This window comes from Pseudomonas japonica (assembly GCF_013522925.1).
In the GTDB taxonomy this organism is placed as follows: Bacteria; Pseudomonadota; Gammaproteobacteria; order Pseudomonadales; family Pseudomonadaceae; genus Aquipseudomonas; species Aquipseudomonas japonica_A.
In genome coordinates this window covers 416,668-434,073 of record NZ_JAAMQU010000002.1, presented here as the reverse complement: position 1 = coordinate 434,073, position 17,406 = coordinate 416,668, and the positions used below count along the sequence as shown (strand labels likewise).

Annotated in this window: 15 protein-coding genes and 3 tRNA genes; 1 reads left to right on the top strand and 17 read right to left on the bottom strand. The window is 62.4% G+C overall.

The genetic code is table 11. From position 1 onward, the window contains the following. Nucleotides 1–46: 46 nt before the first annotated feature. The gene (locus G7016_RS04735; RefSeq protein WP_181111676.1) at nt 47–1,810 is read left to right on the top strand and encodes a bifunctional diguanylate cyclase/phosphodiesterase; all 1,764 of its coding nucleotides are present in this window, start codon (nt 47–49) and stop codon (nt 1,808–1,810) included. Between the two features lie 119 nt (nt 1,811–1,929). Here G7016_RS04735 and G7016_RS04730 read toward each other — a convergent pair whose 3' ends face one another. The 17 genes from G7016_RS04730 to accD all read right to left on the bottom strand — a co-directional run bounded on the left by G7016_RS04730 (nt 1,930) and on the right by accD (nt 17,193). Beyond that, on the bottom strand, nt 1,930–2,301 hold the full coding sequence (locus G7016_RS04730; RefSeq protein WP_181111675.1) for a hypothetical protein: 372 nt from the start codon (nt 2,299–2,301) through the stop codon (nt 1,930–1,932). 197 nt (nt 2,302–2,498) lie between these two features. Continuing rightward, nucleotides 2,499–2,948: a YkvA family protein gene (locus G7016_RS04725; protein WP_181111674.1), complete on the bottom strand. Its 450-nt coding sequence runs from the start codon at nt 2,946–2,948 to the stop codon at nt 2,499–2,501. A 318-nt stretch (nt 2,949–3,266) separates the two neighbouring features. Further along, on the bottom strand, nt 3,267–4,046 hold the full coding sequence (locus tag G7016_RS04720) for an FKBP-type peptidyl-prolyl cis-trans isomerase (RefSeq protein WP_181111673.1): 780 nt from the start codon (nt 4,044–4,046) through the stop codon (nt 3,267–3,269). Nucleotides 4,047–4,200: 154 nt separating this feature from the next. Continuing rightward, nucleotides 4,201–5,172: a pca operon transcription factor PcaQ gene (gene pcaQ / locus G7016_RS04715; RefSeq protein ID WP_181111672.1), complete on the bottom strand. Its 972-nt coding sequence runs from the start codon at nt 5,170–5,172 to the stop codon at nt 4,201–4,203. Nucleotides 5,173–5,395: 223 nt separating this feature from the next. After that, the gene (locus tag G7016_RS04710; protein ID WP_258195061.1) at nt 5,396–6,046 is read right to left on the bottom strand and encodes an RHS repeat-associated core domain-containing protein; all 651 of its coding nucleotides are present in this window, start codon (nt 6,044–6,046) and stop codon (nt 5,396–5,398) included. Nucleotides 6,047–6,141: 95 nt separating this feature from the next. Next, nucleotides 6,142–6,504 (bottom strand): nitrite reductase small subunit NirD, encoded by a 363-nt coding sequence (nirD, locus tag G7016_RS04705; RefSeq protein WP_181111670.1) that lies wholly within the window; start codon nt 6,502–6,504, stop codon nt 6,142–6,144. 1 nt (nt 6,505) lies between these two features. Further along, the gene (gene nirB / locus G7016_RS04700) at nt 6,506–9,067 is read right to left on the bottom strand and encodes a nitrite reductase large subunit NirB (protein WP_181111669.1); all 2,562 of its coding nucleotides are present in this window, start codon (nt 9,065–9,067) and stop codon (nt 6,506–6,508) included. Nucleotides 9,068–9,513: 446 nt separating this feature from the next. Further along, nucleotides 9,514–9,590: transfer RNA gene (locus G7016_RS04695), tRNA-Asp, on the bottom strand. A 96-nt stretch (nt 9,591–9,686) separates the two neighbouring features. Then, a tRNA-Asp gene (locus G7016_RS04690) sits at nt 9,687–9,763 on the bottom strand. Between the two features lie 45 nt (nt 9,764–9,808). After that, nucleotides 9,809–9,884 (bottom strand) — tRNA-Val (locus tag G7016_RS04685). A gap of 117 nt (nt 9,885–10,001) precedes the next feature. Continuing rightward, nucleotides 10,002–10,769 (bottom strand): SDR family oxidoreductase, encoded by a 768-nt coding sequence (locus tag G7016_RS04680; protein ID WP_181111668.1) that lies wholly within the window; start codon nt 10,767–10,769, stop codon nt 10,002–10,004. A gap of 5 nt (nt 10,770–10,774) precedes the next feature. Beyond that, complete coding sequence (locus tag G7016_RS04675; protein ID WP_181111667.1) at nt 10,775–11,989, bottom strand: O-succinylhomoserine sulfhydrylase; 1,215 nt, start codon at nt 11,987–11,989, stop codon at nt 10,775–10,777. Between the two features lie 11 nt (nt 11,990–12,000). Further along, on the bottom strand, nt 12,001–13,506 hold the full coding sequence (gene purF / locus G7016_RS04670; RefSeq protein ID WP_181111666.1) for an amidophosphoribosyltransferase: 1,506 nt from the start codon (nt 13,504–13,506) through the stop codon (nt 12,001–12,003). Nucleotides 13,507–13,522: 16 nt separating this feature from the next. Then, entirely contained in the window at nt 13,523–14,104 is a 582-nt protein-coding gene (locus tag G7016_RS04665) for a CvpA family protein (RefSeq protein ID WP_181111665.1), read from the bottom strand. A gap of 182 nt (nt 14,105–14,286) precedes the next feature. Further along, nucleotides 14,287–14,979, bottom strand: a complete 693-nt coding sequence (locus G7016_RS04660; RefSeq protein ID WP_181111664.1) for an SPOR domain-containing protein — start codon at nt 14,977–14,979, stop codon at nt 14,287–14,289. Further along, nucleotides 14,963–16,270 carry a bifunctional tetrahydrofolate synthase/dihydrofolate synthase gene (gene folC, locus G7016_RS04655; RefSeq protein ID WP_181111663.1) on the bottom strand — a complete coding sequence of 436 codons (1,308 nt, stop codon included), beginning with the start codon at nt 16,268–16,270 and terminating at the stop codon, nt 14,963–14,965. The genes G7016_RS04660 and folC overlap by 17 nt, the downstream gene beginning before the upstream one ends. After that, the gene (gene accD / locus G7016_RS04650; protein WP_258195060.1) at nt 16,267–17,193 is read right to left on the bottom strand and encodes an acetyl-CoA carboxylase, carboxyltransferase subunit beta; all 927 of its coding nucleotides are present in this window, start codon (nt 17,191–17,193) and stop codon (nt 16,267–16,269) included. The genes folC and accD overlap by 4 nt, the downstream gene beginning before the upstream one ends. Nucleotides 17,194–17,406: the final 213 nt, after the last annotated feature.

Here is a 17,406-nt window from a genome sequence, read left to right as displayed (position 1 = left end):
CGGGCAGCGATGCCCGGCCTTTTTCATTCTCGGCAGCGGGACACGCATGACCATCACCGAACAGCTCGGCGCCCTGAGTGCCATCCTGGCCCAGGGCAATGTCCATACCCTGTTCCAGCCGATCGTTTCCCTGGCCGAACGCCGGGTACTGGGCTATGAGGCACTCACGCGGGGCCCGTCCAACAGCCCGCTTCACTCCCCGCTCAACCTCTTCGCCGTGGCCCGGCAAACCGGGCACCTCAGCGAGCTCGAAGTGTTGTGTCGGCAAACCGCCTGCAAATGCTTCAGCGCACAGCGGTTGCAGGGCAAGCTGTTCCTCAACGTGTCCCCCGAGTCCCTGCTGGAACCCATACACCCGTCCGGGCTTACGTTGCAGCTGCTGCAACGCTGCGGGCTGTCGCCGAGCCAGGTGGTGATCGAACTCACCGAGCAGACTCCGACAGACGACTTCCAACTGTTGTCTAGAGCATTGCACCATTATCGCAGCATGGGCTTTACCATCGCGCTGGACGACCTCGGCGCCGGGTATTCGAGCCTGCGGCTGTGGTCCGAGCTGCGCCCCGATTACGTCAAGATCGACCGCCACTTTATCGAGGGTATTCACCAGGATGCGCTCAAGCGGGAATTCGTGGGCTCTATCCTGCAAATCGCCCGTCGCTCCCGGGCGCAAGTGATCGCCGAAGGCATCGAACAAGTAGAAGAACTGGCGGTGTTGACCGAAATGGGCGTGGACCTGGTGCAAGGCTATCTGCTTGCCCGGCCGCATGAACGGCCACCAAGGGAGGCAACCGACATGCTGCCGCGCGTGGAGGCCGCACCGGCCTTGGCCGAGGAAGCACGGGACCTGCGCAACCTGCTGCTGGAGCAGCCGGCGGTGGCCCATGACACGCCGATTGCCCGCGTGCTGGAGGCGTTCCGCCTGCAGGCTAACCTGAACTCGATGGCCGTGTTGGATACGGAGCGCCGCCCATGCGGGATCGTTCATCGCCACTCGCTTTCCGATGCGTTGCTCAAACCCTTTGCCACCGACCTGTTCGCACGCAAGCCGATCAGCCGCTTGATGAGCGCGGATTTTCTTGCCGTGGAGCTGGGCCAGTCGCTGCAGCAGGTGAGCCGGCTGCTCACCAGCCGGGCGCGCCAACGCATCGAAGAAGACTTCATCATCACCGAGGGTGGCGCCTATCAAGGGCTTGGCAGGGTGATCGACGTATTGAAATTGATTACTGAGTTGAAGATCGAACAGGCGCGCTATGCCAACCCGCTCACCCTGCTGCCAGGCAATGTACCCATTCGCCAGTGCCTGGAGCGGGTGCTCGCCCAAGGCCGGGAAGTAGCGGTGTGCTACATCGATATCGACAGCTTCAAGCCCTTCAACGACCTCTACGGCTACAGCCGTGGCGATGAGGTGCTGCTGTGCCTCGCCCACTGCCTGAGCGAACGGGTTGATCCCAGCCGCGACTTTCTTGGCCACATCGGCGGGGACGACTTCATGCTAGTGATCGGCTCGGGCGACTGGCGACCCCGGCTGGACCGCCTGATCGAAGACTTCACCCAGCAGTGCCGACGCTTCTACCGCAGCGAGCACCTGGAGGCCGGGTGCTTTGTTTCGCATAACCGCCAGGGCGTACGGCAGGCGTTCGCGCTGCTGTCACTGTCCATTGGCGTGGTGCACCTGAATGCAGGAGACTGCGCGGGGCTGAATGCCGAAGACCTGGCCGCGCAGGCTTCGGAGGCCAAACACAGCGCCAAGGAGATTGTGGGGTCGGCAGTGTTCGTCAGGGCTCCTGTGCTTGCGGCCATCCCGCTGTAGGCGCTTTAACGCTGTGAAAAGCGGATTACCGCTGTTTTGTTAAGCCCTTATTCGCGAGCTCCGCCTGCGGCTTCGCTTGCTCCTACAATAGGCGGCGCAAGCTTGCGAAAACGACGCCTTCAGCTCATCGACTTACCCGGATAACTGTACTCGAACACCCGTACCACCTCCGAAGCGTGCCACGAAGCCGCGGCTATCCCATCGACCGGGCCGGAAAAGCGGCCAAGCCGTTCCACGCATTCGAAGAAACCGGTTCGCGGCAGGCGGCTCGCGCCTTGGCTGATCACCAGCGAGCTGCGCAGCGGCTGCTCGGCGCGCGCATCGAGCATCGCCAGGTGCTCAAGTGCCGCGGTAAGGGTTTGCATGGCAGGGCTTGGCAGTTGCAGGCGCTCGAGCAAGGCGCGATAGGTGAGCAAATGACGCTGCCGTCTTGCCACATCCAGTTCACCGAGCAGGCCGTCCCAATGTTGCCGACTGATCCTCACGCTCATCGATCGCTCCCCTCGCCTGGGGCTACGCCAGGCACAACGAGGCAATTTTCAAAACGCTGAGATACATATGTCATCGGAGCCCTCCTTGATGACCCTGTCACTTGAATGGTCTTCACCGGCTTTAAACATCTTAACAGCCCAGACCTTTCCGTGAAGTGCGACAGGGCGCCTCGCCGACATACGTCAATGCGCGCGGCTCAAGGGCGGCGCAGGTACTCGCCCTCCAGTGGCACGCTCTGCTCGGGCACACGCTCCACCACACTCAGCGTTTCGGGGTGTTGCTGGCCACGCCATGCACGAAAGGCATCCAGCTCGCCCTGCAGTACTTTCATCACCCAGCCGAGCACGGCAATGTCGTCGAGCATGCCTACCCCCAGCAGCCAGTCGGGGATCGCATCGATAGGGCTCACGAAATACAGCAGCCCCGCCACCACCGACAGGATGGCCTTTGCGCCGATCGCGCGGTATTCGCCGCGCCAGTACGCCATGCACAGCGCCTGTAACAATGCGACGTCTTCTTTCACCTGGCCCAGGCGCTTGCCGCGCACTTTACGGGCAACAGCAATGGCCAGCGCAGGCAACCGGCCACGCGCGACCAGGCGCTCGGCCAGAGGCAAAAATTGGGTGAAGCCGAATGGTGCCTTCATGAAGCCTCCCGGGCATTCGTTGGAAAGGATATCCACAATATTTGTGGATAACCATGTGAACAGTGGCCTTGGATCGGGCTGAAAGCCCCAGCGGGACGGGGCGAAGGTCAGATCGGCGTTTTTTCGTTCACATCCACTGACAAAAACCCCCGCATAACAGCCCGCACGCCCAGGCGCAAGCCCTTCATCTCTGACTTTCAGCACCCTCAGGGGTTCGCTTTCGATTGGCCAGGTTCGCTTGGTCCGCGGGTTTCAACCAGCCGAAAACAACAACGCCCCGGCAAGTGCGGGGCGTTGTGGGAGGAGCAACCTGGGGCCTTACTGCGCCTTGGCGGGCGCTTCAGCCGGGGCTTCGTCCGCCGGTGCTGCCTGTTCGGCGTCGTCACCTTCAGCCTGGGCCTTGGCCGGGTCCTTGATGCCCAGCAGTTCGAGATCGAACACCAGCACCGAGTTGGCGGGAATGGTCGGGCTCGGGCTTTGCGCGCCGTAGGCCAGGTCGCTCGGTATGAAGAGCTTGACCTTTTCGCCCACGTGCATCAGTTGCAGGCCTTCGACCCAACCCGGGATCACGCCACTGACAGGCAGGTCGATCGGGCTGCCGCGCTCTACAGAGCTGTCGAACACCTTGCCGTCGATCAGTTTGCCGGTGTAGTGCACGGTGACCACATCGGTAGGCTTGGGCTGCGGGCCATCGGCCTTCTGCACTACCTGGTACTGCAAGCCGGAAGCGGTAGTGACCACGCCGTCCTTCTTGCCGTTCTCTTCAAGGAATTTCTTGCCAGCGGCCATGGACTCCTCGCTCATCTTGGTCATGCGCTCTTCGGCGCGCTTCTGCAGCGCAGCAAAGGCCTCGACCAGCTCGTCATCCTTGAGCTTCTGCTCTTTTTTGCCGACAGCGTCTTCGATGCCCAGGGCTACTGCCTTGGAATCGAGGTCGTCCATGCCTTCCTGGGCAAGGCTCTTGCCCATGTTCAGGCCGATGCCGTAGGAGGCTTTCTGAGCCGGGGTTTTCAGCTCGACGCTGCTGGTCTGCTTATCGCAACCGGCGAGAACCAAGCCAACCAGGGCGATCGCAGCCGCCAACCGATGCTGTTTCATGCTGTTTCCTTGTGAGGGGCGCCATACGAAGGGCGGTCGAGTTAAGCCGCGAGCTTAGCAGGCGGGCCCGACCAATGGCTATGCCATAGGAGGGGGAATAATCAGATAAGTTCAAGCTACCAAAGGATTTTCAATCGCGCAGGTGAAAGATCGTTTAACCGCCGCGCGAGTGGCCAGCGAGCGTGTATTCCTCCAGTTGCGCTTCCCCTTCGCGGTACCTCGCCGCCACCTCTCGCACTACATCACACAGCCACTGGCCAGGTAACGACAACGGCAAGGCGGCGTTCCCGCAGATGCCCACCGAGCCGCCCGGCTCACTCACCCCCAGGCTCAGCTCACACAGTTCACCTTGGTGGATATCCAGGTGAACGGCATCACGTGGAGCAACCCAGATCGCATCGCTGCCCTGCACGTAACGACGGCTCAAGGTCGGGGACAGGGTTTCAAGCCGTTGCGCCGACGGTGGAATGCCACATTGAACGAACAGGCTGTCGGCGTGCTTGCGAATGGTGGTGCCTGCCAGGGGCAGTACCAGCGCAAACGCCGGTATGCGGGTCACGTCCACGGGGCTGGCGCCGAGCAAGGGGTGCCCCGGCCGAACCACAAGCGTCATTGCTTCGCTGTACAGGTGCTCGAAGGTCAGGCCCTGAATTTGCGGGTTGTCGGCCACACGGCCGATCACCAGGTCGAGTTCGCCCACATGCAGCTGCCCCAAGAGGTAGGCGCCCGGGCCGGTGGCCACGCTGACCACCAGCGCGGAGTGGCGCTCATGCAACAGGCTCAGCACCTGAGCCATGAACTGGCTTTCAACCGTAGATAGGGCACCCACGCGCACATGAGGCGGCTCGTGGCTGCTGTCCCGTAATGTACTCACGCCGTCGCGCAGCGCCTGCACGCAAGGGCCCGCGTAGCGCATGAAGCGCACCCCCGCGGGGGTCAGCGCCACCCCGCCCTTGCTGCGCTCGAACAGCCGCGCCTGGAGCAGGTCTTCAAGCTCCTTCAAGGTTTTGGAGATCGCCGGCTGGCTGATCGCCATGGCATCCGCCGCGCGAGCGAAACTGCCATGGCGGGCGATTTCCAGGAAGCACAGCAGGTGGCGAAATTTGATGCGGTTGTCGAGGTTCATGGCGGGAGTTTACCCGCCATCGACGCTCAGCACATACGCCCAACATTCCCTGGCTGTCCCCAGGGCCCACAAGTCCGAGTCAGGTTTACCCCGACGGGCAATGGCGGGCTATGGCAGTGGGCAAGGCCCACGAATGGATGACCCTGGACGCGCTGACGAAACCTACGATTTTTATCCGGCCAAGTACCGAGTAACCGTCTCACCTATATCTATCTTTACGAAGCTAACGCGGTATGTGTAATCGGGGCAATGCTATGGCATTCCGACGCTCCGCCAGACGGCCAATTCGAACAGCGTTTTCCCCTTCCATCCGGAATGGCCCGGGTATTAGGCTTGGACGTGGCCGCGTCCTGGCCCCTAACCGACCGTCGAGCGACCTTGCTTGGATTACTTCCCCATTCCCAGGGGCATTGTGTACCTCCAATGCATCAGTCTCGAAGCTCAACCGGCGAGGCGCAACGGCCAGCGCCTCAACCTGGACTGGCGCAGTGCCCGGGCCTTTGAACGGAACGACTACGATCTTTTTCGGGGCGCGCGATTTGAAGGTCTTGTTCAGTACATTGAAAAGCGGCACTGGTGTCGTTCCTTCAGGATCCATCAAATTGACCGGATCGCCCAGGCAGTATGCATATGCGTTCAGCCCACCTGGCCCAAACGGCGCTAGGTGGTCTGGTGAACAAAACCGTTTTATCGTCGGCCCGTAAGTTCTGCACCCATTTCCAAGCAGATACAGGTTCGCTTTTTCGTGCAGCACCCCTTTGAAATGGCCCGCGTGCTTTGAGGCCACGTATCCGTATATGTCAAACAGCACATAATCGCCGTTGGCCCGGACGGTTTTCAGGACAGTGTTCTGGAGATCGCTGATTACGAGCATTAGACGACGCCTGCAATGGATTAGAAAAATGCAGGCTACCGGTTCTGCCTTATCAGGCATGCCTGATAAACCGCCAGGCTTTGTTCCGCCCGGCCTTACGTCGCACCGACTTCCACCCTGCCCTCCACCAGCCTCACGGGCCATGTTTTTAACGCCTGGGCAGCATCTTCGAGGCAGTGGCCGTCTACCAGGCTGAAGTGCTGTTTGTACAGCGGCGCCGCCACTACCGGCTCGCCGCCGAGGTTGCCGATAATGCCGCGGCCGATCACATTGGCGCCGGAGCGCGGATCGCGGTTGTCGAGGGCGAACAGCTCGGGGGCCTGGCCCGGGAGGTAGAACAGTGCGATCTGCTGGCCTTCGTGCCACGCCACGACGCCTGAGTTGGGCACCAGGTCGTCGAGCCCACACAGGGTGGCCCACGGGGTATCGGTACGGTAAACAGGGCTTGGCACGCTCATGTCATGCATCCTCAGTGGCGGTAACGGGAATCAGGCGAAGTTCATCAGCGCGGGCCGGCCGGCGCTGGCCGCGTTCGCGTACAAATTGCACGCCTGGGTCGGCATGTTTCTCGTTCACGAAGGTGCGGAAACGCTTGAGTTTCTCCGGGTCCTTCAGCGCGTTGGCCCATTCGCATTCGTAGCGATCGACCACCAGTTGCATCTGGGCTTCCAGCTCGGCGGCCAGCCCCAGGCTGTCGTCGATCACCACGGCCTTGAGGTAATCCAGCCCGCCTTCCAGGCTTTCGCGCCATACGGAGGTGCGTTGGAGTTTGTCGGCCGTGCGGATGTACAGCATCAGGAAGCGGTCGATGTAGCGAATGAGCGTGGCGTCGTCCAGGTCGGTCGCGAACAGCTCGGCATGGCGCGGGCGCATGCCGCCATTGCCGCAGAGGTAAAGGTTCCAGCCTTTCTCCGTGGCGATCACGCCCACGTCCTTGCTCTGGGCTTCGGCGCATTCGCGGGTACAGCCCGACACCGCGAATTTGAGCTTGTGCGGCGAGCGCAGGCCCTTGTAGCGGTCCTCGATCAGCAGGGCCATGGCTACGCTGTCCTGCACGCCATAGCGGCACCACGTGCTGCCTACACAGGATTTCACCGTACGAGTCGACTTGCCATACGCATGGCCGGTTTCGAACCCTGCCTCGATCAACTCACTCCAGATATCCGGAAGCTCATGCAGCTGGGCGCCGAAGAGGTCGATCCGCTGGCCACCGGTGATCTTGGTGTACAGGTCGTATTTCTTCGCCACCGCGCCAATCGCGATGAGCTTGTCCGGGGTAATTTCGCCACCCGGGATGCGCGGCACCACCGAGTAGGTGCCGTTCTTCTGCATGTTGGCCATGAAGGTGTCGTTGGTGTCCTGCAGCGGTACCAGCGAGGGGTTCATCACGGGCTGGTTCCAGCACGAGGCCAGGATATTGCCCACCGTGGGCTTGCAGGTATCGCACCCCAGGCTGCCTCGACCGTGGCGGGCATGCAGCTCCTCGAACGTTTGAATGCCTTCCACCCGTACCAGGGCATAGAGCTCTTGGCGGGTGTAAGCGAAGTGCTCGCAAAGGCTCTTGTCCACGGTCACGCCGCGGGCGCTGAGCTCGTGCTCGAACACCTGCTTGAGCAGGGCCGAACAGCCACCGCAGCCAGTGCCTGCCTTGGTCTGGCACTTTACGGATGCAAGATCGCCACAGCCGCTGTCGATAGCGCCGCATATCGCCCCTTTGCTCACGTTGTGACAGGAACAGATAGTGGCTGTGGCGGGCAGCGCGTCCGGGCCCAGCAAAGGCGCGGCCTCGCCTTGAGGGAGGATGAGCACCGCAGGGTCTGCGGGCAGTGGCAAACCGTTCTGGGCGTATTGCAGCAGCGTGTCGTAGTAGCTGTTATCGCCTACCAGCACAGCGCCCAGCACTTTGCTGCCGCTGGCGTCGACCACCAGCCGCCGGTAACTGGCGGTTGCCTCGTCGATGAAGCGGTAACTACGCGCGCCCGGGGTAGTACCATGGGCATCGCCGATAGAGCCTACGTCCACGCCTAGCAGCTTGAGCTTGGTCGACATGTCCGCGCCGGTGAAGTTACCGGCCTCGCCATCAGTCAGCAAATCAGCCAGGTTACGCGCCATGGTGTAACCCGGGGCAACCAGGCCGAACACACTGCCGTTCCAGGATGCACATTCACCGATGGCGAAGATTGCGGGGTCGCTGCTGCGGCACTCGCTGTCAATCACCACACCACCCCGTGGCGCGATATCCAGGCCACACGCCCGGCCCAGGGCATCCTGCGGGCGAATACCCGCCGAGAACACGATCAGGTCGGTCTCCAGATGCTCCCCACCGTCGAAATTCATGCGATAGCGGTATGTGTCACCCGCTTCCACGCTCTGAGTCGCCCGCGCCAGGTGAACGCCCACGCCCAGGGCTTCGATACGGGCCCGCAAGGCTGCTCCGCCTTCGCTGTCCAGTTGAACCGGCATCAGCCGCGGCGCGAACTCCACCACATGCGCCTCGAGCCCGAGCGACTTCAAAGCATTGGCGGCCTCGAGCCCCAATAACCCGCCGCCCACGACCACCCCTCGGCGAGCACCTTGGGCCGCCAGGCGGATGCGATCAAGGTCGTCGAGGGTGCGGTACACCAGCCGCGCATCACCTTCGCAACCCGCAATGGGCGGTACAAAGGGATAAGAGCCGGTGGCGAGCACCAGCCGGTCATAGTGGTAGCGGCCTTTGTTCGTGACGATGGCCCGGTTGGTGCGATCAATCTCCAACACGGCCTCATCATGGTGGGCCTGCATGCTGTTGTCGCGATAGAAAGCCGGGCCATTCATGGCCAAGGCTTCGGCGTCCTTCCCGGTGAAATATTCGGACAAATGCACGCGGTCGTAGGCACGCTGCCGCTCTTCGCCGAACACATGCACGTCATAACGCGCCACGGCGCCGCGCTGGGCGAGTTGCTCCAGCAAATGGTGGCCGACCATGCCGTTACCCACGATGATCAGTTGCTCGCGCGGCTTGTGAGTCAGAATCGAGTTCATACGCTACCTCGCCTCGAGGCCTTGGCCCCGCAAAAACGAAAAAGGCGCCTGGAGCCCGTGAGAGCTCCAGGCGCCTTTGCCTGGTATTCAGTAAGTTCTGTATGGAGAGCCGCGTTGCTCGCCACTGCCCGGCCGGGTGATCGACATTGATCAACCGGAAGGTCGGCCCATGCGCTGCGATGGGCCCAAGACATTTAGCAACCTCTGTGCCAGAACCTAAATCATTGATTTGCGTGGTTTTGCGGGAGAGAAACGAGGGACGAGACGAACCAATGCAGTGCGCCGCCGAAAAACCCTCACGGTTATAGGGCATTTCACAGGCCCGACGCGGCCGGCCGTGGGGAACGCAGAAGACAGACCTCTGTTAGAAAACAGCGGGCAAAAAAAAACGACCCGAAGGTCGTTTTTCTGTAGATCCGAAACCGTTCAACGTTTCGGATCGAAGATGGCGCAGCGGACGGGACTCGAACCCGCGACCCCCGGCGTGACAGGCCGGTATTCTAACCGACTGAACTACCGCTGCGTATCGCTCAGGCTTTCGCCCGAAGTGAAACAGGCTGACCGAAGCGGGGTGGTTGCTTCGATCTCAGGCAACGGGTTAGCGATACCTGGAGAAAAATGGCGCAGCGGACGGGACTCGAACCCGCGACCCCCGGCGTGACAGGCCGGTATTCTAACCGACTGAACTACCGCTGCGCGTCGGTGGACTTTCGTCCGCTCTAGAATCAGAGCACTTCGAAGTGGTGGGTGATGACGGGATCGAACCGCCGACCCTCTGCTTGTAAGGCAGATGCTCTCCCAGCTGAGCTAATCACCCGTGTACTGCGTCGAAGTGGTGCGCATTTTGGCGATGAGGTGAATGTAAGTCAATACCCTGCTTGAAGTTTTTTTCAAAAAGGCAGATTTGGCCGTTACGCCGCCCTACCGCCCGTTGTCAGACGTAAATCATCTTGCGGGTCATGCCACCGTCGATGATGAACTCCTGGCCGGTAACGAACCCGGCACTGGGCGACAACAGCCACGCCGCAGCCGCGGCGATGTCTTCCACGGTACCTACTCGCCCGACGGGGTGCTGCGCATGGTCGGCCTCGCTCAAGGGTTCGGCCCTGCGCTCGGAAGGATCGCGCGCATCGACCCAGCCAGGGCTGATCGCATTGACACGGATTTCCGGAGCAAGGCTGATAGCTAGCGCGTGGGTGAGTGCCAGCACGCCGCCCTTGCTCGCCGCGTAGGCTTCGGTGTCTGGCTCTGACTGATGCGCGCGGGTGGAGCAGATGTTCACAATCGCTCCGTTGCGTGCGCGCAGGTATGGCGCGCAATGCCTGGCCATGAGCATGGTGCCGGTGAGGTTCACGCCGATCACCCGCTGCCAGTGCGCAAGGGGCACGCTTTCGATCGGCCCGCCGTGTGCATCGGTGATCGCCGCGTTGCACACCAGGGCATCAAGCCGGCCGAAGCGCGCCAGGGCCTGGGCTACCCCGGCAATCACCTGCCGCTCATCAGCCACGTCCATGGCAACGAAAGCAGCACCCTCCCCCAGTACCTCGGCCACTTGGGCGCCCCGAGCCGCATCCACGTCGGCGAGCACCACCTTCCAGCCCTCTACCAGCAGCCAGGCGGCAATGCCCAGGCCAACGCCCCGCGCCGCGCCCGTGACCAGCGCAACGCGAGCATCGCGAAAGCCGGTACGGGCAATTTCCATCGGAATCACAGCGCAGCCAGGCCTCGGGCCATGTCCGCCTGCAGGTCTGCGAGGTCTTCCAGGCCCACCGCCACGCGGATCAGGCTGTCACGAATCCCGGCCGCTTCGCGCTCTTGCGGGGACAAGCGCCCGTGAGAGGTGGTCGCCGGATGGGTGATGGTGGTCTTGCTGTCGCCCAGGTTGGCAGTGATGGACACCAGCCGGGTAGCGTCGATAAACGCCCATGCCCCCTGCTTGCCGCCCTTCACCTCGAAGCTGACCACGCCGCCGAAGCCGCCACGCATCTGCCGCTTCGCCAACGCGTGCTGCGGGTGACTTTCAAGGCCGGCGTAGTGCACCTTCTCGATGCCATCCTGCTGCTCCAGCCACTCGGCCAGTGCCTGGGCGTTGGCGCAGTGAGCGCGCATCCTGAGGCTGAGCGTTTCAAGCCCCTTGAGAAAGATCCAGGCATTGAACGGGCTGAGCGAAGCGCCGGCGGTACGCACCACGCCGACCATTTCCTTCATATGTTCCGCACGCCCCGCTACAACACCGCCCATGCAACGGCCCTGGCCATCGATGAACTTGGTGGCCGAATGCACCACAATGTCCGCGCCCAGCTTCAAAGGCTGTTGCAGGGCCGGCGTGCTGAAGCAGTTGTCCACTACCAGCAGCGCACCCCGGGCATGGGCGACTTCGGCCAGCGCGGCGATGTCGACCAGCTCAGCCAGCGGGTTGGACGGTGACTCTACGAACAGCAGCCGCGTATTAGGCTTGATGGCCTGCTCCCAACCGGCAACGTCGGCCAGCGGCACGTAGCTCACCTCGATACCGAAGCGCTTGAAGTACTTGTCGAACAGGCTGATGGTGGAGCCGAAAACGCTTTGGGACACCAGCACATGGTCCCCCGCGCTGCACAACCCCATGGCCACGCCGGTGATCGCTGCCATGCCGGTCGCGAAACCGACCGCCTGCTCGGCACCTTCCAATGCCGCCATGCGCTCTTCGAAGGAGCGCACGGTAGGGTTGGTGTAGCGGGAATAGACGTTGCCCGGCACCTCACCGGCAAAGCGTGCCGCTGCATCCGCCGCGGTGCGGAACACGTAGCTGGACGTGAAGAACAGCGGGTCGCTGTGCTCCCCTTCCGGGGTGCGGTGCTGGCCCGCACGCACGGCCAGGGTGTCGAAACCTACGCCTTCCAGATCACTGTCGAGGCGCCCTGCGTCCCATTCCTGGCTCATGCTCTGCTCCTTCAGTTGTTGTACAGGTCGATAATCGCGCTCACGGCCTGGGTTTTCACCTTGGCCACGTCGTTGCGGGCCGTGTCGATCTTGCTGAGGTAGGCCGCGTCCACGTCACCGGTGACGTAGTTACCGTCGAATACCGCGCAATCAAACTGGTCGATTTTCACCTTGCCCCCGCCCACTGCATCGATCAGGTCTGGCAGGTCCTGGTAGATCAGCCAGTCGGCACCGATAAGGTCGGCTACTTCCTGAGTGCTGCGATTATGTGCGATCAGTTCATGAGCGCTCGGCATGTCGATGCCGTACACGTTCGGGTAGCGCACTGCCGGCGCTGCGGAGCAGAAGTACACCTTCCGGGCACCGGCTTCACGGGCCATCTGGATGATCTGCTTGCAGGTGGTGCCGCGTACGATGGAGTCGTCCACCAGCATCACGTTCTTGCCGCGGAATTCCAGTTCGATGGCGTTGAGCTTCTGCCGAACAGACTTCTTGCGCGCTGCCTGGCCCGGCATGATGAAGGTACGGCCGATGTAGCGGTTTTTCACAAAGCCTTCGCGGAATTTCACGCCTAGCTGATTCGCCAGCTCCAGCGCCGAAGTGCGGCTGGTGTCCGGGATCGGGATTACTACATCGATGTCGTGGTCTGGCCGTTCGCGCTGGATTTTCTCGGCCAGCTTCTCGCCCATGCGCAGGCGCGCCTTGTACACCGAGATCCCGTCGATGATCGAATCCGGCCGGGCCAGGTAAACGTGCTCGAAGATGCAGGGCGCGTACTGGGGGTTTGGTGCGCACTGGCGGGTGTGCAGCTTGCCGTCTTCGGTGATGTACACCGCTTCGCCCGGCGCCAGGTCGCGAATCAGGGTGAAGCCGAGCACGTCGAGCGCGACGCTTTCGGAGGCGATCATGTACTCGACGCCTTCGTCGGTATGGCGCTGGCCGAACACGATGGGGCGAATGGCGTTAGGGTCGCGGAAGCCGACAATACCGTAGCCGGTGATCATCGCCACAACGGCGTAGCCGCCCCGGCAACGCTTGTGGGTGTCTTTGACTGCAGCGAAGACATCTTCCTCGGTGGGCTGCAGCTTGCCGCGCACGGCCAGCTCGTGGGCGAAGACGTTGAGCAGCACCTCGGAGTCCGAGCTGGTATTGACGTGGCGCAGATCCGATTCGTAGATCTCCTTGGCCAACTGCTCGACGTTGGTGAGGTTACCGTTGTGCGCCAGGGTGATCCCGTAAGGGGAGTTGACGTAGAACGGCTGTGCCTCTGCCGAGGTGGAGCTGCCAGCGGTGGGATAGCGCACGTGCCCGATGCCCATATGCCCCACCAGCCTTTGCATGTGGCGCTGCTGGAACACGTCACGGACCAGGCCGTTGTCCTTGCGAAGGAATAACCGGCCGTCGTGGCTGGTCACAATACCGGCAGCGTCCTGGCCGCGATGCTGCAAGACGGTTAATGCGTCATACAGTGCCTGATTGACGTTCGACTTACCGACGATACCGATGATGCCACACATGCGACACAACCCCTACTTAGTGAACCTGAACGGACCCTTGCTCATGGCCTTTGGGCGCAGGCAAGAGATGCTCCTTGAACGGAATCTCGACCGGGGAAGTGACCCCGGCCGCCAGCCACTGACTGCTCATTCCGAGAATGAGGTTCTTTGACCAGTCTGCAACGAGAAGAAAACGCGGTAGCAATTGCGACTGCTGCCACCATGGATCCTGTTGAACGGGGCCCAGGCTGAGCAGGCCGGCGGCAATCACGATCAGCAGCCCACCACGGGCGGCGCCGAACACCATGCCCAGAAAGCGGTCTGTTCCAGACAGCCCGGTGACACGAATGAGTTCGCCTATGAGGAAATTGACCATCGCGCCCACCAACAGGGTGGCAACGAACAGAATGACGCAACTGGCGATAACGCGCGCTGATGGCGTTTGAATATAACCTTCAAGGTACTGGGAAAGGCCGCCGCCGAACATCCAGGCCACGGCGCCTGCGACTATCCACGTTACCAGCGAGAGGGCTTCCTTGACGAAGCCGCGCTTCAAGCTGATCAACGCAGAGATAGCGACGACCGCAATGATCGCCCAGTCAACCCAGGTAAAAGCCACTTTTCGGCCTGCATACGGATAAGGCCGCGCATTTTAGCAGACGGGAAGGTTCCGGTTAAGCGGCATTATCGGATCGCCGCTATTGGCTGGGGCTATGGCCGGAAAGAGAGCCTTTGGCCATACCTGGCGGACCGGCAAGCCCGCCGCCTGGCAAAGCCGGAAGAGGCTTCAAGAAACACGATTCAGGTGCGCTCAGGCTCGAAGCGCACCACGAACCCCTTCAGGTTTTGTTGGCGATTGATCACATCGCGAAGGCGCTCGGCTTCCGCACGGTCGATCAGCGGCCCAACGAACACGCGGTTCTTGCCGTCAGCCGAGCGAACATAGGCATTGTAGCCCTGAGCCCGAAGGGTCTTCTGCAGGGTATCGGCGCCCGCGCGGCTGGAAAGGCTGGCCAATTGCACCGACCAGCTCACCGGTACGCCGCTACCGTCCAGCTTGTTGGCCGACGCGGTTGGCGCAGGCGTGGCAGCCTGCGGCGCCACTTTCGGCTGCGCGACCGCAGGGGTGCCTGCCACAGGGGTGCCTGCTGCGGGCGCGGTGACCGTAGGGGCGGAGGCGATGGGCATGCTGGGCGGATGAGCTTGAGCAGGTGCCTTGGCAGTAATCGCTGGCGCAGGCGCGGGTGCCGGGGACGGCGCCGTCGCGGGTGCCGCATCCTCGACCACAGTAGGCGGGGGCGCGTCCGGAACTGCCGCCGGCTGCACACTTACGTCAGGCACAACGGGCGCGACCGGCGCCGAGGGCGCATTCACGCGCACCTCACGAAGCTCGTCCGGGCGGCTGAACAGCATGGGCAGAAACACCACGGCCAGTGCAATCAGCACCAACGCACCGACCATGCGTTGCTTGAAGACGTTATCCAGCAGAGCCATCCGCGGCTACCTCCAGGCCGTGCCGCTCGATCCATGGCAAGGCATCGGCTACACAAAAGAAAGATCCGAACACGAGTATCTCGTCGCCGGGGCCAGCCAGATCACATTGATGCTCAAGGGCCGCCTCGACACTGCCATGTGACGTTGCTACGGCCCCAAGGTTCGACAAGGCTGCCTCCAATGACTCGGCAGAGCGGCTACGAGGCGATGGCAAGGGGCATACGGCCCAGTCAGACACACTACCCAACAGCGGCTTGATCACGCCTGCAAGGTCCTTGTCAGCCAGCAGCCCGAACACCGCACGGCGAATGGCAGGCGCGGCAATCGGTGGCAGTCGCCCCTGCAGGTATTGCGCAGCATGGGGGTTATGCCCCACGTCCAGCAGCACGCGCACCTGCTTGCCTTTCCATGCAACGTCCCGCCGATCCAGGCGGCCGGTAACATGGGTGGTTCGCAGCGCCTCGGCAATACTGTCCGCTTCCCAGGGCAGGCCCAGGAGCGCGAAGGCCTGCAAGGCGAGCGCCGCGTTTTCCATGGGCAGGTCCAGCCGTGGCAGGTTCACCAGGCGCAGCGCCTGACCTTCGGCGCCCTGCCCTTGCCAGTTCCAACCTTGCGCCTGTATTTGCAGGTCGAACTCATGGCCGCGCAGCAGCAGGGGGCAACCCAGGCTGCGAGCCTTTTCGAGCAGAGGCGCGGGCGGATCGAGGTCGCCGCATAGCGCGGGCCGACCGGAGCGAAGAATTCCGGCCTTCTCGAACGCTACCGATTCCCGGGTATTGCCCAGATAGTCGGCGTGGTCGATGCCGATGCTGGTGACCACAGCAAGGTCGGCGTCCACGAGGTTGACGGTATCGAGACGGCCACCCAGCCCCACTTCCAGTACCACGGCATCGAGGCCCGCGGAGGCAAACAGCCAGAAGGCCGCCAGGGTACCCATTTCGAAATAGGTGAGCGACACGTCACCGCGTGCTGCTTCCACGGCCTCGAACGCAGCGCAGAGCTGCGCATCCGAGGCCTCGGTACCGTTCAGGCGAACGCGCTCGTTGTACCGCAGCAAGTGGGGCGAGCTGTACACCCCCACACGAAGGCCCTGCCCTGCCAGCAGGCTGGCGAGGAAGGCGCAGGTGGAACCCTTGCCGTTGGTCCCCGTCACTGTGATGACCCGGGGCGCCAGCGGCCCCAGATTCAACCGCTGGAATACCTCTCGTGACCGCTCCAGCCCCATGTCGATGGCCACGGGGTGCAGCTGTTCAAGGTAGGCCAGCCAGGCGCCCAGGGTGCGAGGTTTCATACCGCTGCAGGCGTGGTCGCGGCAGCCGGCTCGGCGGGCTGAGCGGAGATCACCGCCTGCCCAGGGGTAGGCACGTTCATCATCTGGGCCAGCAAGCGCGCAAGGCGCGGGCGCAGCTCCTGACGGTGAACGATCAGGTCAATGGCGCCGTGTTCCAGCAAGAACTCGCTGCGCTGGAAACCTTCCGGCAGTTTTTCGCGCACGGTCTGCTCGATCACTCGCGGGCCGGCAAAGCCGATCAGCGCCTTGGGCTCGCCGACGATCACGTCACCCAGCATGGCCAGGCTGGCGGAAACGCCGCCGTACACCGGGTCGGTCAGTACCGAGATGAACGGAATGCCTTCTTCGCGCAGCCGCGCCAGCACAGCGGAGGTTTTGGCCATCTGCATCAGGGAGATCAGTGCCTCCTGCATGCGGGCACCACCGGACGCCGCGAAGCACACCATGGGGCAGCGGTTTTCCAGCGCGTAATTGGCCGCGCGAACGAAACGCTCACCCACGATGGCGCCCATGGAACCGCCCATGAAGCTGAATTCGAAGGCACTGGTCACGATCGGCATGCCCATCAGGGTGCCGCTCATGGAAATCAGCGCATCCTTTTCACCGGTCTGCTTTTGCGCAGCGGTGAGGCGATCCTTGTACTTCTTGCCGTCCTTGAACTTCAAGCGGTCAACCGGCTCAAGCTCGGCACCCAGTTCCTCGCGGCCCTCGGCATCAAGGAAGATATCCAGGCGGGCGCGAGCGCCAATGCGCATGTGATGGTTGCACTTGGGGCAAACGTCGAGGGTTTTCTCGAGCTCGGGACGGTAAAGCACCGCCTCGCAGTTCGGGCACTTGTGCCACAGGCCCTCGGGAACCGAACTCTTCTTCACTTCGGAACGCATGATCGAAGGGATCAGTTTGTCTACCAACCAGTTGCTCATGCTTGTTTCTCCAGTAACTGGGCAAACCCTGTGCGGGCCGGACCTGGGGGCCAGTGCCGCCACGGTCATTCAACACCAGGGGAGCGCGTGACGCTTCACCCTCTCGAAAATAGCTATAGGCGTACCGGGCCACCTTGTGGGGCCTGCAAGGCACGCTAGAAACGTACGACGGCGGCAAGGTCGCCGCCGTCACATTGCCATACCGCCCGGGCA

Excerpts from the sequence above, each read along its gene's own strand:
- G7016_RS04735 (WP_181111676.1), top strand. The coding sequence starts at position 47 with ATGACCATCACCGAACAGCTCGGCGCCCTGAGTGCCATCCTGGCCCAG.
- G7016_RS04730 (WP_181111675.1), bottom strand. The coding sequence starts at position 2,301 with ATGAGCGTGAGGATCAGTCGGCAACATTGGGACGGCCTGCTCGGTGAA.
- G7016_RS04725 (WP_181111674.1), bottom strand. The coding sequence starts at position 2,948 with ATGAAGGCACCATTCGGCTTCACCCAATTTTTGCCTCTGGCCGAGCGC.
- G7016_RS04720 (WP_181111673.1), bottom strand. The coding sequence starts at position 4,046 with ATGAAACAGCATCGGTTGGCGGCTGCGATCGCCCTGGTTGGCTTGGTT.
- pcaQ (WP_181111672.1), bottom strand. The coding sequence starts at position 5,172 with ATGAACCTCGACAACCGCATCAAATTTCGCCACCTGCTGTGCTTCCTG.
- G7016_RS04710 (WP_258195061.1), bottom strand. The coding sequence starts at position 6,046 with ATGCTCGTAATCAGCGATCTCCAGAACACTGTCCTGAAAACCGTCCGG.
- nirD (WP_181111670.1), bottom strand. The coding sequence starts at position 6,504 with ATGAGCGTGCCAAGCCCTGTTTACCGTACCGATACCCCGTGGGCCACC.
- nirB (WP_181111669.1), bottom strand. The coding sequence starts at position 9,067 with ATGAACTCGATTCTGACTCACAAGCCGCGCGAGCAACTGATCATCGTG.
- G7016_RS04680 (WP_181111668.1), bottom strand. The coding sequence starts at position 10,769 with ATGGAAATTGCCCGTACCGGCTTTCGCGATGCTCGCGTTGCGCTGGTC.
- G7016_RS04675 (WP_181111667.1), bottom strand. The coding sequence starts at position 11,989 with ATGAGCCAGGAATGGGACGCAGGGCGCCTCGACAGTGATCTGGAAGGC.
- purF (WP_181111666.1), bottom strand. The coding sequence starts at position 13,506 with ATGTGTGGCATCATCGGTATCGTCGGTAAGTCGAACGTCAATCAGGCA.
- G7016_RS04660 (WP_181111664.1), bottom strand. The coding sequence starts at position 14,979 with ATGGCTCTGCTGGATAACGTCTTCAAGCAACGCATGGTCGGTGCGTTG.
- folC (WP_181111663.1), bottom strand. The coding sequence starts at position 16,270 with ATGAAACCTCGCACCCTGGGCGCCTGGCTGGCCTACCTTGAACAGCTG.
- accD (WP_258195060.1), bottom strand. The coding sequence starts at position 17,193 with ATGAGCAACTGGTTGGTAGACAAACTGATCCCTTCGATCATGCGTTCC.